This window comes from Pseudomonas sp. BF-B-30 (genome assembly GCF_019956305.1).
Classification (GTDB): domain Bacteria; phylum Pseudomonadota; class Gammaproteobacteria; order Pseudomonadales; family Pseudomonadaceae; genus Aquipseudomonas; species Aquipseudomonas jessenii.
Genome location: NZ_JAHBDG010000017.1, coordinates 14,309 through 30,605, shown reverse-complemented (window position 1 = coordinate 30,605; position 16,297 = coordinate 14,309). Strand labels below are relative to the sequence as shown.

General features: G+C 61.0%; 12 protein-coding genes. 2 read left to right on the top strand and 10 right to left on the bottom strand.

All coding sequences use genetic code 11. From position 1 onward, the window contains the following. Nucleotides 1-140: 140 nt before the first annotated feature. From KGB29_RS11085 to leuC, 9 genes are all read right to left on the bottom strand, one after another. Entirely contained in the window at nucleotides 141-767 is a 627-nt protein-coding gene (locus KGB29_RS11085; RefSeq protein WP_150812503.1) for a phosphoribosylanthranilate isomerase, read from the bottom strand. Between the two features lie 63 nt (nucleotides 768-830). Then, entirely contained in the window at nucleotides 831-1,655 is an 825-nt protein-coding gene (gene truA / locus KGB29_RS11080) for a tRNA pseudouridine(38-40) synthase TruA (protein WP_032829430.1), read from the bottom strand. 280 nt (nucleotides 1,656-1,935) lie between these two features. Next, the gene (locus tag KGB29_RS11075) at nucleotides 1,936-4,545 is read right to left on the bottom strand and encodes a FimV/HubP family polar landmark protein (protein ID WP_150812502.1); all 2,610 of its coding nucleotides are present in this window, start codon (nucleotides 4,543-4,545) and stop codon (nucleotides 1,936-1,938) included. 206 nt (nucleotides 4,546-4,751) lie between these two features. Continuing rightward, a complete protein-coding gene (locus KGB29_RS11070; RefSeq protein ID WP_154947646.1) occupies nucleotides 4,752-5,762 on the bottom strand; it encodes an aspartate-semialdehyde dehydrogenase in 1,011 nt (336 codons plus the stop codon). A 283-nt stretch (nucleotides 5,763-6,045) separates the two neighbouring features. After that, entirely contained in the window at nucleotides 6,046-7,158 is a 1,113-nt protein-coding gene (asd, locus tag KGB29_RS11065; RefSeq protein ID WP_057715575.1) for an aspartate-semialdehyde dehydrogenase, read from the bottom strand. A gap of 66 nt (nucleotides 7,159-7,224) precedes the next feature. Next, nucleotides 7,225-8,307: a 3-isopropylmalate dehydrogenase gene (leuB, locus tag KGB29_RS11060; protein ID WP_154947647.1), complete on the bottom strand. Its 1,083-nt coding sequence runs from the start codon at nucleotides 8,305-8,307 to the stop codon at nucleotides 7,225-7,227. Nucleotides 8,308-8,357: 50 nt separating this feature from the next. After that, the gene (locus KGB29_RS11055; protein ID WP_102668757.1) at nucleotides 8,358-9,125 is read right to left on the bottom strand and encodes a class I SAM-dependent methyltransferase; all 768 of its coding nucleotides are present in this window, start codon (nucleotides 9,123-9,125) and stop codon (nucleotides 8,358-8,360) included. 150 nt (nucleotides 9,126-9,275) lie between these two features. Next, complete coding sequence (leuD, locus tag KGB29_RS11050) at nucleotides 9,276-9,920, bottom strand: 3-isopropylmalate dehydratase small subunit (protein ID WP_015095895.1); 645 nt, start codon at nucleotides 9,918-9,920, stop codon at nucleotides 9,276-9,278. 11 nt (nucleotides 9,921-9,931) lie between these two features. Next, on the bottom strand, nucleotides 9,932-11,350 hold the full coding sequence (gene leuC / locus KGB29_RS11045) for a 3-isopropylmalate dehydratase large subunit (protein WP_057715577.1): 1,419 nt from the start codon (nucleotides 11,348-11,350) through the stop codon (nucleotides 9,932-9,934). 148 nt (nucleotides 11,351-11,498) lie between these two features. Between leuC and KGB29_RS11040 the strand changes: the two genes are divergently transcribed. Then, nucleotides 11,499-12,389, top strand: coding sequence for a LysR family transcriptional regulator (locus tag KGB29_RS11040; RefSeq protein WP_057715578.1), 891 nt, complete (start codon nucleotides 11,499-11,501; stop codon nucleotides 12,387-12,389). A gap of 65 nt (nucleotides 12,390-12,454) precedes the next feature. Then, on the top strand, nucleotides 12,455-15,733 hold the full coding sequence (locus KGB29_RS11035) for a PAS domain S-box protein (RefSeq protein ID WP_150812499.1): 3,279 nt from the start codon (nucleotides 12,455-12,457) through the stop codon (nucleotides 15,731-15,733). A gap of 46 nt (nucleotides 15,734-15,779) precedes the next feature. Here the strand turns inward: KGB29_RS11035 and KGB29_RS11030 are convergent, their stop codons facing one another. Then, nucleotides 15,780-16,226: an Hsp20 family protein gene (locus KGB29_RS11030; protein ID WP_057715580.1), complete on the bottom strand. Its 447-nt coding sequence runs from the start codon at nucleotides 16,224-16,226 to the stop codon at nucleotides 15,780-15,782. Nucleotides 16,227-16,297 lie beyond the last annotated feature (71 nt).

Here is a 16,297-nt window from a genome sequence, read left to right as displayed (position 1 = left end):
GTATGCCCTAGCGCTAAATTCATGTGTGCGGCGATGATCAGTGAATGGCCGGGTCAGCGAAACGTGACCTGCGTACCACCCCATAACCCTCAGCCGTTTTGTACAGTGCAGTGGACGGCGGCAGACTGCCAGCCGTCACATCAACGGGTGCTACCACGTACCGCTTTGATAAATGCCTGAATCTTTGCGTGATCCTTGATGCCCTTGCTCGCCTCCACCCCGCCACTGACATCCACGGCGTAAGGCCGAACGCGCGCAACCGCCTCGGCGACGTTATCCGGCGTCAGACCGCCCGCCAGAATGACCGGCTTGCTCAGGCCTTGCGGTATCAGTGACCAGTCAAACGCCTCCCCGGTTCCTCCGGGAACGCCTTCGACATAGGTATCGAGCAAGATTCCGCTGGCGCTGGCATAAGCATCGCAGGCCGCTGCGATGTCATCACCGGCCTTGACCCGCAATGCCTTGATGTACGGCCGGTGCCAGCCTTCGCACTCAGCGGCGGTTTCGTCGCCATGGAACTGCAACAGGTCCAGCGGCACGGCGTCGAGGATTTCCCCCAGCTCGCAACGGCTGGCATTGACGAACAAGCCCACGGTGGTCACGAACGGCGGCAGCGCCTTGATGATCGAGCGCGCCTGCTGGACCGTCACCGCACGGGGGCTTTTGGCGTAGAACACGAATCCGATGGCATCCGCCCCGGCCTCGACGGCTGCCAACGCATCCTCTATGCGGGTAATCCCACAGATCTTGCTGCGAACGGCTGACATGTCGATACAACTCCAAGACAAATCCGGGAAAGTCCCGGATGGTAACAAAAGCGTTCGAGGGCGTCAGCCGCCAAGTTCCGAGAAGCCGGTCAGGAAGTGCGGACCGATGTAGCGCTCGGGCAACTCGAACTCGTCACGGTACTCGACCTGAACCAGATACAAGCCGAATGGATGCGCGGTCACGCCACCGGTCCGTCGAATCCGGCTCTCCAGCACCTCTTTCATCCACTCCACCGGCCGCTCTCCGGCGCCAATGGTCATCAGCACACCGGCAATGTTGCGCACCATATGATGCAGGAAGGCGCTGGCGCGAATATCCAGCACGATCATCTTGCCGTGACGGGTAACGCGCAGGTGATGCAATTCTTTGATCGGCGACTTGGCCTGGCACTGACCGGCGCGAAAAGCGCTGAAATCATGGGTGCCAAGCAGGTACTGGGCGGCCTCGGCCATGCGCTCGACGTCCAGCGGACGGTGGTTCCAGGTCACCTCTTCGTTCAAGTGCGCCGGGCGGATCTGATCGTTGTAGATCACGTAGCGATAACGCCGGGCAATGGCCTTGAACCGCGCATGGAAATGCGCCGGCATGACCTTGGCCCAACTGACACTGACGTCATGGGGCAAGTTGATGTTGGCGCCCATGGTCCAGGCCTTCATCGAGCGCTCGACCTGAGTGTCGAAATGCACCACTTGTCCGCAGGCATGCACCCCGGCGTCGGTACGCCCGGCGCACATCAGCGAAACGGGCGAGTCGGCGACTTTGGACAAGGCGTTTTCGAGGGTTTCCTGCACGGTGAGCACCCCGGACGCCTGGCGCTGCCAGCCGCGGTAGCGCGAGCCTTTGTATTCGACGCCCAGCGCGATCCGGAAAAAGCCGTCGGCTGCCATTTCGGCGGCCGGGTTATCTATATTTGCCAAGGAGGGACAGCCTGATGATGTACCAAAGGCGGGCATTATAAGGCCGCCGGGCGGGGATGCCAGAGAGTTCTCCATTGACTGTCCCGGCCTCATCGCGGGCAAGCCCGCTCCCACAGGTTTTGTGAACGACACAAATCTCTGTGGGAGCAGGCTTGCCCGCGATGAGGCCCAAGCAAACAACATCAATTAATGAGCCAAACAAAAACGGCAGCCTCAATGGGCTGCCGCTTTTTTTCAACCTGCCGATCAATCAAGCCAGGCGCGAAAGCATCTCCGCGGCTTCACTCTTCTGCTCGGCACTGCCTTCGCTTACCACCTCATTGAGGATGTCGCGAGCACCGTCGCTGTCGCCCATGTCGATATAGGCCTGAGCCAGATCGAGCTTGGTAGCGGCTTCGTCAGTACCCGAGAGGAAGTCGAAGTCATCATCGCTATCCAGCGCGGCATCAGCTTCGGTAAAGGTCGGCTCGCCGATGCTGTTGGACAAGCTCTCCAGTTCGGCGTTGACATCATCCAGCTCTGCCGCGAACGCATCCGGCGCGTCCAGTTCCTCGGCCAGCGACAGATCGAAATCGGCCGGCAACTCCAGATCATCCAGCGCGACCTCAGGAACAGCCGGGGTTTCGGCAACCGGGAAATCCTTCACGCCCTCATCCAGATCCAGCAGAAAATCGTCTTCAGCCAGCATCGCCGGCGACGGTTGCGCACCGAGATCCAGGTCGAGGTCGAAGTCCGACAGATCGTCGAGGTTTTCCTTGATTTCAGTCTGCTGCTGCAACACCGACTCAAAGCTCAGATCGTCGTCCAGCGGGAACTCACCAAGGTCTGGCAACGCCGCCACTTCAGGCTCCGCTGCAGGTGCAGGTGCAGGCGCCAAAGGCGTAATCGCGTCCAGATCATCCAGGCTCAGGTCGAAGGCGCTGTCGAGGTCATCCTCGAACGGTGCTGGTTCTGGTTCTGGCGCCGGTGCTTGCGGCTCATCGAGCAACAGCTCCTTGACGTATTGCGCGTCCAGCTCGGCAGCAACGGCGGCCGCGGCGATGCCACCGGCAGCCACCAGCGCCATGGCCGGGAAGCGACTTTTGAGTTTTTCAACCTGGGCGAAGTTGTCGCCATTAGCCACCAACTGACGCTCCTGGCCGACGAACGCATCGCGGTCGCCTTGCTGGCCGTAGACTTCCATCAGTTTCAAGCGCAGATCGCTGCGCTTGGGCTCTTGCTTGACGCCGTCCTCCAGCAACGCGGCGGCCTGGTTCAGGCGACCGGCATTGATGTGCGACTGAGCCTGACCCAGCACGTCGTCGGAACGCTCGGCAGCCGGCGCCACCAATGGTGCGGCGATCGGCGTGGTCATCACCACCGGAGCAACCACCGGCGCTGGCGCGGGAGCAGGCGTCGGGGCAGTCGCCAGCTTCACGCTCGGCGGCGGAACTTCCAGGCCTTCGAAGCTGCTTTCCGGCAAGTCGAAATCGGCCGAGAACGGCTGATCTTCGGCCAAGGCACGGGCCATGCGCAGATGTTTCTCGGCTGCTTGCTGGGCTTTGCGTCGACGCGCCAGCAACAGCAGCAGGAGCAGGAGAATCACCGCACCGCCACCGACCAGGCCCAGCAGCAGCGGATTGGTCAGCAATTCATTGAACTTCTGATCGTCAGATGCCGCCGGTGTCGCCTCGACGGGCTTCTCGGCTGGCGCGGGCGTTGCCTCAGGGGCAGGCGCAGCGGCAACCGGTGCAGGCGCTGCCTCCGGGTTGGCAGCCAGCTCGGCCGACATTGCCGGCGCGGTCGCAGCCGCTGGAGCAGCCGCAGCGCCCTCGGTTTGCAACTTGGCCAGTTGGTTGTTCTTCAACTCGATCAGGCGCTGCAGCTTGTCTACCTGGCTTTGCAGATCGGCCATGCGGCTTTTCAGTTCGGCGTTATCACGACGACTGGTGTCGAGGCTTTCCTGGGTCACCGCCAGCTTGTTGCTGAGGGCCTTGGCATCTCCGGCAGCCCCTTTGCCAGGGTTCTTGCCGGACTCGGCAGACACCAGGCTCAACTTGTCGGTGGCCGCTTGCGCCGGAGCACCCTCGGTACGAGCGCGATTGGTGGCGTCGAGCTGTTGCTGCCCTGCCCCGGGTTTTGCCACATAGCGGCGACCCTGGCGCCAGGCCTTGTTCTGTGCGGCCACTTCGGCAATGGCCTTGGCTTGCGGCAGGCCAGTGCTCTGCGCCTGGTCAGGCATGCGCAGCACCTGGCCGGTTTTCAGGCGATTGATGTTGCCGTCGATAAAGGCATCCGGGTTCAACGCCTGGATGGCCAGCATGGTTTGCTGGATCGAACCGCCATTACGCGCCTTTGCGGCGATTTCCCACAGGGTATCGCGCGGCGTGGTGGTGTATTGGGACGGTTTGGTCGCACCGGTGACGGGCGCGGCAACCGTCGAGGTCGGCTGCGCAGCCGCTTCAGCGGTTTGCGGCGAGAATTTGGACGGATCGAGCAGCACACTGTAGTCGCGCAGCAAGCGGCCGTTCGGCCACATGACCTGAACCAGGAACTTCACCATGGGTTCGGAAAGTGGCTTGCTGGAGGTCACGCGCAGGATGCTTTTGCCGCTGGCGTTGAGCACCGGGGTGAAGGTCAAGTCGTTGAGAAACGCCTGGCGGTCGACACCGGCCTTGGCGAAATCGTCTGGTGAGGCCAGGCTCGGTACCACTTCGGCGGCGGTGAGATCCTTGACATCTAGCAGCTCGATTTCCGCTACCAGCGGCTGGTTGAGCGTCGATTTCAGGGTCAACTCCCCGAGCCCGAGGGCATGCGCCATACCGGAGGACAGCGCCGAGGCGGCCGCTATTGCTAACACCAGTTTGCGAACTTGAACCATTAGCTCATCCTTAGTTTGAACATTCCTCGGCCAGCGAGAAGGTATTGATAGTCGCTGCCGTAAGGCATTGCACGCAACGGCGAGGGTCGTCGCGCGCGGTCATTTCATTGATGCCCGGCAAAGCCCCGCAGAGTGGCTCTGCCTTCAGCACTCCGGCAAGCATAGGCTCGCGCGGAATCATTCGACAAATTGTTGCAAAGTATCTTTTACAGCAGGTCTTTTATCAACAACTCGGCCAGCTGCACAGCGTTGAGCGCCGCGCCTTTGCGTACGTTATCTGACGTCAGCCACAGATTAAGTTCCGACGGGTCGTCAATACCATGGCGAACCCGACCAACGTAGACCACATCCTGCCCTACCGCATCGCCCACCGGGGTCGGGTAATCACCGGCTTCCACCAGTTCGATGCCGGGTGCGTCTTCCAGGGCCGCATTGATTTTCCCCAGGTCGATTTCACTCGCGGACTGCAGGGTCACGCTATAGCTATCGCCAAAAAACACCGGGGCTTGAATGCAAGTGACGGAAATCTTCAATGAAGGCCGCGCCATGACCTGGCGCAGCTCACGCACCAGGCGTTTTTCCAGCAGCGTATGACCTTGCTCATCCGGTTTACCGACCTGGGCCAACAGGTTGAAGGCCATCTGCCGATCAAAGAATTTCGGCTCCAGCGGCCGCACATTCAGCAGTTCGGCGGTTTGCCGGGCGAGCTCACTCACGGCTTCGCGGCCCTGGGCCGATACCGCCAGGCTGGCGGTCAGGCTGATGCGCTGCAAATCAAGCAAATCCATCAGTGGCGCCAGCACCACCGCCAGCGTGGTGGCCGACGGGCTTGGACTGCTGACCTGAAAGGGTTTGTTCAAGCCGGCCAACACCTGGGCATTGGCTTCAGGCACAACCTGTGGCGCCTTTTCGGCCGGCAGGGCACCGGAGAGATCGATAACCGAGCAACCGGCATCGGTCGCGCGGGAAGCGAAACTCAACGAAACCGCCGGGCCGGCGGCAAAGAATGCCAACTGCACCTTGCTGAAGTCGAACTGATCGACTTCCCGCACCCGCACGTTCTTGCCGCGAAACGGCACCGAACTGCCGGCCGACTCGCTGCTGGCCAACAGGTGCAGGTTACCGATCGGGAAATCGCGCTCTTCGAGAATCTGCACAAGTGTTTCGCCGACAGTACCGGTGGCGCCGATCACGGCAATATCAATGGTCTGGCTCATGGGTTTTACCTCTGGCGAAACGGGGGGAGCGGCACTTTACCGGGTGGGGGGCATGCAGGCAATTCTGCCGGAAATTTGCTGCGGCTGTACCGGCCCCTTCGCGGGCAAGCCCGCTCCCACAGGTTTCAGTTGTGCACACAAACCTTGTGCTCGACACCGAACACTGTGGGAGCGGGCTTGCCCGCGAAGAGGCCAGTATGGGCAATCAATAACTTTCAGACTGTCAGGAATAAAAAAACCCGCGCCTCTTTCAAGGCGCGGGTTCTTTCATTGCATCAACCGATCAACGCTCGAGCAGGATCCGCAGCATGCGACGCAGCGGTTCGGCCGCGCCCCATAGCAACTGGTCGCCGACGGTGAACGCGCCGACAAATTGCGAGCCCATGTTCAGCTTGCGCAGACGACCAACCGGGATGTTCAGGGTGCCGGTAACCTTGTTCGGGCTCAGCTCCTGAATGCTGGTTTCGCGGTTGTTCGGCACCAGCTTGACCCAAGGGTTGTGCTGGCTGATCAAACCTTCGATATCAGCGATCGGTACGTCTTTGTTCAGCTTGATGGTCAGCGCCTGGCTGTGGCAGCGCATGGCGCCGATGCGCACGCAGATGCCATCGACCGGGATCGGGCTCTTGAAGCGACCGAGGATCTTGTTGGTCTCGGCCTGGGCCTTCCACTCTTCGCGGCTCTGACCGTTCGGCAGTTCCTTGTCGATCCACGGGATCAGGCTGCCGGCCAACGGTACGCCGAAGTTTTCAGTCGGGTAAGCGTCGCTGCGCATGGCTTCAGCCACACGGCGGTCGATGTCGAGGATCGCGCTGGCCGGATCGGCCAGTTGATCGGCAACAGCGGCGTGGGTCGCGCCCATTTGCTTGATCAGTTCACGCATGTTCTGCGCGCCGGCACCGGAGGCCGCCTGATAGGTCATGGCGCTCATCCACTCCACCAGGCCAGCTTCGAACAGGCCACCGAGGCCCATCAGCATCAGGCTGACGGTGCAGTTGCCGCCGATGTAGTTCTTGGTGCCCGCGTCCAGTTGCTGGTCGATGACCTTGCGGTTGACCGGATCCAGAACGATCACCGCGTCATCCTGCATACGCAGGCTGGAAGCGGCGTCGATCCAGTAACCCTGCCAGCCGGCTTCACGCAGCTTGGGGAAGACTTCGCTGGTGTAGTCGCCACCCTGGCAGGTCAGAATCACGTCGAGGGTTTTCAGCTCTTCAATGCTGTAAGCGTCCTTGAGCGGAGCAATGTCCTTGCCCACGGACGGGCCTTGGCCACCGACATTGGAAGTGGTGAAAAACACCGGCTCGATAAGATCGAAATCCTGCTCTTCCAGCATCCGCTGCATGAGCACGGAACCGACCATGCCGCGCCAACCGATCAGACCTACACGTTTCATCGCAACTACACCTTCTTGAAATGTGGGCCGCTGCCTTGTCTTGAATTTGGCAGCGGGCCCGAGAGATTACAGATTCCGCAGCGCGGCGACTACTGCGTCACCCATTTCCTGCGTACCGACTTTAGTGCAACCGGCCGACCAGATGTCACCGGTGCGCAAGCCCTGATCCAGCACCAGGCTGACGGCTTTCTCGATGGCATCGGCCGCGGCCTGCTGGTTGAAGCTGTAACGCAACATCATCGACACCGACAAAATGGTCGCCAGCGGGTTGGCGATGCCCTTGCCCGCGATGTCCGGGGCCGAACCGTGGCACGGCTCGTACATGCCCTTGTTGTTGGTGTCCAGGGACGCCGACGGCAGCATGCCGATGGAACCGGTGAGCATCGAGGCCTGGTCGGACAGGATGTCGCCGAACATGTTGTCGGTAACGATCACGTCGAACTGCTTCGGTGCGCGCACCAGCTGCATCGCGGCGTTGTCGACGTACATGTGGCTCAGTTCGACTTGAGGATAATCCTTGGCCACTTGTTCGACCACTTCACGCCACAGTTGGCTGGAAGCCAGTACGTTGGCCTTGTCCACCGAGCACAGCTTCTTGCCACGGACCATGGCCATGTCGAAACCGACACGGGCGATGCGGCGGATTTCGCTTTCGCTGTACGGCAGGGTGTCATAGGACTGACGCTCGCCGTTTTCCAGGGTACGGGTACCACGAGGCGCGCCGAAGTAGATGCCGCCGGTCAGCTCGCGAACGATCAGGATGTCCAGGCCGGCCACGATTTCCGGCTTCAGGCTGGAAGCCTCGGCCAGTTGCGGGTACAGGATCGCCGGACGCAGGTTGCCGAACAGGCCCAGTTGCGCACGGATTTTCAGCAGACCGCGTTCAGGGCGGATGTCACGTTCGATGGCATCCCATTTCGGGCCGCCAACGGCGCCCAGCAACACGGCGTCGGCCGCGCGGGCACGCTCCAGGGTCTCGTCGGCCAACGGCACGCCGTGCTTGTCGATGGCAGCGCCACCGATCACATCAAAGCTCAGTTCGAAACCCAGGGCGAACTTGTCGCTGGCCAATTCCAGCACCTTGACCGCTTCGGCCATGATTTCCGGGCCAATACCGTCACCTGGGAGAATCAGAATCTGCTTGCTCATGCTTTCCTCATGTCATCAGTCGGTGCGCCTTGGGCGCACCCGGAAAAATTCTATCGCTCGGCCATCAGTACCAGCACATCCGTACTGAACGAACCATCGGCCTCAATCTCAAAATATTCGCGTACTTCATTGCCCATCGACTGCTGCAACTCGCGGATCGCCGCGCGCATCACTTGCGGTGTGCGCATGCGCTCGACCCAGCTGTTGTATTCCAGGCGCAAGCGCTGACGGGTGGTACTGCGGGTGTGCAGCCCCGCCTCGCTGACCTGGCGCAACCACTCGCCAGCGGAATAATCGCGCACATGGCTGGTATCGCGCAGCACTTCGACGCTTTGCAGGTAAGTGTCGAACAGCGGGCTACCCGGTGACAACACGTCGACGAACGCCGCCACACCGCCCGGCTTCAGGACTCGACGCACCTCCCGCAGGGCCACGCCCAGGTCGCTCCAATGGTGCGCCGAATAGCGGCTGAAGACGAAATCGAATTCGCCATCGGCGAACGGCAGGCGCTCGGCGGCACCGTTGACCGTGGTTACGTTGCTCAAGCCACGGTCGACAGCAGCGGCAGCGACCACGTCGAGCATTTGCTGCGACAGGTCGTAGGCCACCACCTCTTTCACCAATGAGGCTACGTGAAAACTCACGTGACCTGCGCCGCAACCCAGATCCAGGACCCTGGCCTCGCCCTGCCCCGCCAGTTCGGCCTGTAGCAGCGCGAATTCGGTGCCTTGAGCGTGTACGGCGCTGCTCAGGTAGGCCGAGGCCTGTTCACCGAATTGCTTCTGGACTACCTGGCTGTGCTGGGCGGTGCTGGTCATGAGGGACTTCCTTTTTCAGGTTTTAGCCTTGTGGTGTCTGGGCTGCCGTCTTCGCGAGCAAGCCCGCTCCCACATTGGTATGCATTTCAGAATGTGGGAGCGGGCTTGCTCGCGAAGAGGCCGGCCCTGACTACATCAATCTCGAATCATTCAAGCGTCGCGAAACAACCAAGGCTGGCTCGCACGATGCTTGGCCTCAAATGCCGCAATCGCATCGCCGTCCTGCAAGGTCAGGCCGATATCGTCCAGGCCGTTCAACAGGCAATGCTTGCGAAACGCATCAATCTCAAAGCTCAACACCTTGCCATCCGGACGGGTCACGGTCTGGGCCTGCAGGTCAACCTGCAACTGATAGCCCGGATTGGCCTCGACCTGCTGGAACAGTTCGTCGACTTCGGCGTCGCTCAAGATGATCGGCAGCAAGCCGTTCTTGAAGCTGTTGTTGAAGAAGATGTCGGCATAGCTCGGCGCGATGATGCTGCGGAAACCGTACTCTTCCAGCGCCCACGGCGCGTGTTCACGGCTGGAGCCGCAACCGAAGTTCTCGCGGGCCAGCAACACGCTGGCGCCCTGGTAACGTTCGGCGTTGAGGACGAAGTCCTTGTTCAGCGGACGCTTGGAGTTGTCCTGGTAAGGCTGGCCCACATCCAGGTAGCGCCATTCATCGAACAGGTTCGGGCCAAAGCCCGTGCGCTTGATCGACTTCAAGAACTGCTTCGGGATGATCTGGTCGGTGTCGACGTTGGCACGATCCAAAGGCGCGACAAGACCAGTGTGCTGGGTAAAAGCTTTCATGCTGCGCTCCTTCAGATCAATTCACGGACGTCGACGAAACGACCGTTTATAGCAGCGGCCGCGGCCATGGCCGGGCTGACGAGGTGAGTACGACCACCGGCACCCTGACGGCCTTCGAAGTTACGGTTGGAGGTCGAGGCGCAATGCTCACCGGACTCCAGGCGGTCCGGGTTCATCGCCAGGCACATCGAGCAACCCGGCTCACGCCATTCGAAACCGGCTTCGAGGAAAATCTTGTCCAGGCCTTCCGATTCAGCCTGGGCTTTAACCAGGCCCGAGCCCGGCACCACGATGGCCTGCTTGATGGTCGAGGCCACTTTACGGCCCTTGGCGATCACGGCCGCCGCACGCAGATCTTCGATCCGCGAGTTGGTGCAGGAACCGATGAACACGCGGTCGAGCTGAATGTCGGTGATCGCCTGATTGGCGGTCAAACCCATGTACTTCAAGGCACGGACGATGGAGTCGCGCTTGACCAGGTCCATTTCCTTTGCAGGATCCGGCACGTTCTGGTCTACCGCCAGCACCATCTCAGGCGAAGTACCCCAGCTGACTTGCGGCTTGATCTGGGTCGCATCGAGCTCGACAACCGTATCAAACGTGGCATCGGCGTCAGACACCAGGTCTTTCCAGGCTTCAACGGCCAGGTCCCATTCCGCGCCTTTCGGGGCAAATGGACGGCCCTTGACGTAAGCCACGGTTTTTTCGTCCGCAGCCACCAGGCCTACGCGAGCGCCGGCCTCGATGGACATGTTGCAGATGGTCATGCGGCCTTCGACGGACAGGTCGCGAATCGCGCTGCCGGCGAACTCGATGGCGTGGCCGTTACCGCCGGCGGTGCCGATCTTGCCGATCACCGCGAGCACGATGTCCTTGGCGGTCACGCCGAACGGCAATTGGCCTTCGACGCGCACCAGCATGTTTTTCATTTTCTTGGCGACCAGGCACTGGGTGGCGAGCACATGCTCGACCTCGGAAGTGCCGATACCGTGAGCCAATGCGCCGAATGCGCCATGGGTCGAGGTATGGGAGTCGCCGCAGACCACTGTCATGCCGGGCAAGGTTGCGCCTTGCTCCGGGCCGATGACATGGACGATGCCCTGGCGAACGTCGTTCATCTTGAACTCGACAATGCCGTATTCATCGCAGTTGTCATCGAGGGTCTGGACTTGCAGGCGCGAAACCTGGTCAACGATGGCGTCGATGCCGCCCTTGCGCTCCGGCGTGGTCGGTACGTTGTGGTCCGGGGTCGCGATGTTGGCATCGATGCGCCATGGCTTGCGCCCGGCCAGACGCAGGCCTTCGAAGGCTTGCGGCGAGGTCACTTCGTGGATGATGTGACGATCGATGTAGATCAGCGCAGAGCCATCGTCGCGCTGCTTGACCAAATGCGAATCCCAGAGCTTGTCGTAGAGCGTTTTGCCGGCCATCAGACGGTTTCCTCATCAGCTTGTTTCTATGCCCTGGGTCTTGAGCGACTCAATAACCCCTTGGCTTGTGAGGCTGATCCTATGGGGTTACATTAAATAACTCAAATTCATATTTTTTATGCTTTGGATAACCAACTGGAATGCAACTATGGACCTGGCCAACCTCAATGCCTTTATTGCCATCGCCGAGACCGGAAGCTTCTCCGGCGCCGGGGAACGGCTGCACCTGACCCAGCCGGCCATCAGCAAGCGCATCGCCGGGCTGGAGCAGCAATTGAAGGTGCGGTTGTTCGACCGTCTGGGTCGTGAAGTGGGCCTGACCGAGGCCGGGCGCGCCCTGCTGCCGCGGGCTTATCAGATTCTCAATGTCCTCGATGATACGCGCAGAGCCCTGACCAACCTCACCGGCGAGGTGACCGGCCGTCTGACCCTGGCCACCAGTCACCACATCGGCTTGCACCGTTTGCCGCCCTTGCTGAGGGAGTTCACCCGACTCTACCCACAAGTGGCGCTGGATATTCAGTTCCTCGATTCGGAAGTGGCCTACGAGGAAATTCTCCATGGCCGCGCCGAACTGGCGGTCATTACCCTGGCGCCAGAACCCCATGCGCTGGTCAAGGCCACCCCGGTATGGGACGACCCGCTGGATTTCGTGGTTGCCCCGGAGCATTCGTTGCTCAATAACGGCAAGGTCAGCCTGGCGGACATCGCCCGACACCCGGCGGTCTTCCCCGGTGGCAATACCTTTACCCACCACATTGTGCAGCGGCTGTTTGAAGCCCAGGGCCTGACGCCAAACATCGCCATGAGCACCAACTACCTGGAAACCATCAAGATGATGGTCTCGATCGGCCTGGCCTGGAGCGTTTTGCCGCGCACCATGCTCGATGACCAGGTGGCGCGCATACCTTTGCCGGGCATACAGCTCACTCGCCAGCTAGGCTATATCTTGCACACAGAAAGGACGCTGTCGAATGCTGCGCGGGCCTTCATGGCCTTGCTGGACGCTCAACTCGATCAGCCAGGGACTCAAGGCTAAGCTGTGCTAATCCTGTAGAGCCGCGAATTCCTGCCCCAAACGCCCATTCAGCCCAAGGCTTGCCAATGCCCAAATCTGTTGACCGTATTCCGCCAATGCCGCGTATACAGGCACTTGACCCGAAAAGCTCCGAACAGAGCTGGGAAAGTGCCCCGCAATTGTTGGCCGCGCTCAACGGCGCGCGCCTGGGTGCGTGGTATTGGGACATCGAGCGCGGGAAGATCAGTTGGTCCCGGGGCACGCAGGCGTTGTTCGGCTTCGATCCCCGCAAACCGTTGCCATCGGATCTGGAATACCTCGACTTGCTGCCTCCGGAGGATCGTGCGAAAACCGTTCGCGCGTTCCACGCAGTCATCGCTGGCGCACCGCTGGAGCAAGCGATGCATCACCGCATCCGCTGGCCCGATGGCAGCCTGCACTGGCTGGAAATCAGCGGCAGCCTGTTACCGGACAAGCACGGCCGGCCACGGATGATCGGTGTGATCCGCGAGATTACCCACCAGCGCCAGCGCGAACAGGCGTTGAGCAGCTCGGAAAAACGCTTCGCCACCCTGTTCCACCTGTGCCCCAACATGGTCCTGCTGACCCGCCAGGAAGACGGCCTGATCACCGAAGCCAACCAGTATTTCGAAAGCCTGTTCGGCTGGCCGGTGCAAAACGCGATCGGCCGCACCACCCTGGAACTGGGCCTGTGGGTGCATCCCGAACAACGGGCCGAACTGGTCAAGGCCACCAAAGCCAAAGGCGACCTGGTCAGCATGGAAGTGCAGTTTCGCGCCAGCAATGGCCAGGTCCACGACGGCATCCTCAGTGCGCAAAAGGTCGAGCTCGAAGGCCAGCCCTATCTACTGAGCACGTTCCTTGACACCACCGAGCGCAAAGTCGCCGAACAGGCCCTAAAGGACAGCCAGGAACGCCTCGACCTGGCACTGGACTCGGCGCAACTCGGCACCTGGGACTGGCACATCCCCAGCGGCATGCTCTACGGATCGGCACGGGCCGCCCAACTGCACGGTCTGGACGCCAAGCCCTTCCACGAGTCCTTCGACGAGTTCTTCGAAGGCGTGCCCGGCGAAGAACGCGACACCATGCGCGACGCTTACCGCAGTCTGCGTGAAGGCCCGGCCGGCAACTATCAATTGACCTACCGCGTGCAATTGCCCGACGGCACCTCGCGCTATCTGGAAAGCCGTGCCCGCCTCTACCGCGATGACAACGGCGTGCCGGTGCGCATGGCCGGCACCTTGCTCGACATCACTGATCAGGTGGAGCGCGAACAACGGCTGGTGGCCTCCGAAGAGAAATTCGCCACGCTGTTCCAGGTCAGCCCCGATCCGATCTGCGTCACCCGCCAGGACTCCGGCCAGTTCATTGAAATCAACTCCAGCTTCACCCAGACCTTCGGCTGGAGCACCGCCGATGTGATCGGCCGCAGCGCCGACGAAATCGGCCTGTGGGACGCTTCGGCGAAAAGCCTGCGACGAATCGAACAAGTGATCCGCGAACAAGGCCTGAACAACGTGGCCATTCTGGTCCAGCACAAGGAAGGACAGACCCTGACTTGCGTGATTTCCAGCCGCCAGATCAGCGTCGGCGACCAGCCCTGCATCGTCACCACCCTGCGCGATATCACCCAGCAACAGCGCTCGGAAGCGGCGCTCAAGGCCAGTGAAGAGAAATTCGCCAAGGCCTTCCACTCCAGCCCCGACGCCATCACCATCACCGAGCGCGACACCGGACGCTATCTGGAGGTCAACGACGGCTTCTGCCGCCTGACCGGCTACCGCGCCGAGGAGGTGGTGGGCCGCACGGTGTACCAGGTCGGGATTTGGGCCGAAGAAAAACAACGCTCGGCGCTGCTGGCCGAATTGCAGATCAAGGGACGGGTTCATCATCAGGAAATGCTCGGGCGCAACAAGCGCGGCGAACTGCTCACCGTCGAAGTCTCGGTGGAACCGATCACCCTCAATGAAACCGCCTGCCTGCTGCTGACCGCGCGCGACGTCAGCCTGCTGAAAAATGCCGAAGCACAGATCCGCCACCTGGCCTATCACGACCCACTGACCAACCTGCCCAACCGTGCCTTGCTGATGGACCGCCTGAGCCAGCAGATCGCCCTGCTCAAACGGCATAACCTGCGGGGCGCGCTGATGTTCCTCGACCTCGACCATTTCAAGCACATCAACGACTCCCTCGGGCACCCGGTGGGCGATACCGTGCTGAAAATCATCACCGCACGCCTGGAGGCCAGCGTGCGCATGGAGGACACCGTTGCGCGCCTGGGCGGTGACGAATTCGTGGTGCTGCTCAGCGGCCTCGAAGGCTCGCGCAGCGAGGTCAGTGAGCAGGTTCGCGAAGTGGCCGACACCATCCGCGAGCTGCTGTCCGAACCGATGTTCCTCGACGGCCAGCGCCTGCAAGTGACACCCAGCATCGGCATTGCGCTGATCCCCGATCACGGCTCGACCCCGACCGACCTGCTCAAGCGCGCCGACATCGCGCTCTATCGCGCCAAGGACTCGGGTCGCAATACCACGCAGATGTACCACAACACCATGCAGAAGGCCGCGAGCGAACGCCTGCGCATGGAAACCGACTTGCGCCTGGCCCTTTCCCGGGGCGAGTTTCGCGTGCATTACCAACCCCAGGTCGACGCCCGGGGTGACCGCATCGTCGGCGCCGAGGCCCTGGTGCGCTGGAATCATCCGGAACTCGGCCCGCAGTCACCCGCCGAGTTCATCAAGGTGCTGGAAGACAGCGGACTGATTCTGGAGGTCGGCACCTGGATCCTCGACGAAGCCTGCCAGGCCTTCAAACGGTTGATCGACGACGGCCTGGTGAATCCGTATAAATTCAGCCTGTGCGTGAACATCAGCCCGCGCCAGTTCCGCCAGAACGATTTCGTCGAACGTGTCGAAAACAGCCTGAACACCTATGGCCTGCCCTGCTCCCTGTTGAAACTGGAAATCACCGAAGGCATCGTGATCCAGAACCTGGAGGACACTATCAGCAAAATGCGCCGCCTGAAAAAACTCGGTGTGAGCTTCGCCATGGACGACTTCGGCACTGGCTACTCCTCGCTGACCTACCTCAAGCGCTTGCCGGTCGACACCCTGAAAATCGACAAGTCTTTCATCCGCGACGCCACCAGCGACCCGAACGACGCCGAGATCATCCGCGCCATCGTCGCCATGGCCCACAGCCTGGATTTGAAGGTGATCGCCGAAGGGGTGGAAACGGCGGAGCAGCTTGAGTTCCTGCAGGGACTGGAGTGTCACTTCTACCAAGGGTATTTGCACAGCCAGCCGTTGCCGGTGGAGGAGTTTCAAAAACTGCTGAAGTGACAGGCACAAAAAAGGGCGCCAATGGCGCCCTTCTTCTTGCTCCGACTCAGTGTTGCAGAGCCGGCTTTTGCGTTCCGTTGATCGGGATGCGCTTGGCTTTCGCCTCTTCCGGAATCACCCGTAGCAGGTCGATGCTCAACAGACCGTTGCTCAGGCCGGCAGCCTTGATCTCGATGTGGTCCGCCAGACGGAAGGACAGCTTGAACGCACGCTGCGCAATGCCCTGATACAGATAAGTGACGTCTTCGTTCGCGTCGCGTTTACCGCCACTGATGGTCAGCACACCTTTCTCGACTTCGAGCTCCAGATCTTCTTCCTGGAAACCGGCCGCGGCAATCACGATGCGGTATTGATCGTCGCCGTGTTTCTCCACGTTATAGGGTGGATAGCTGCTGCCTGGCTCGTTGCGCAGGGCGGTCTCGAACAGGTCGTTGAAACGGTCGAAACCTACCGAGGAACGGAACAGTGGGGCCAAGGATAATGTAGTAGCCATGATGCAAATCTCCTGAAAACAATCAGCAAGGTTTTTTGTCTCCGCGACCCGAATTCGGCATCGCGTAATCC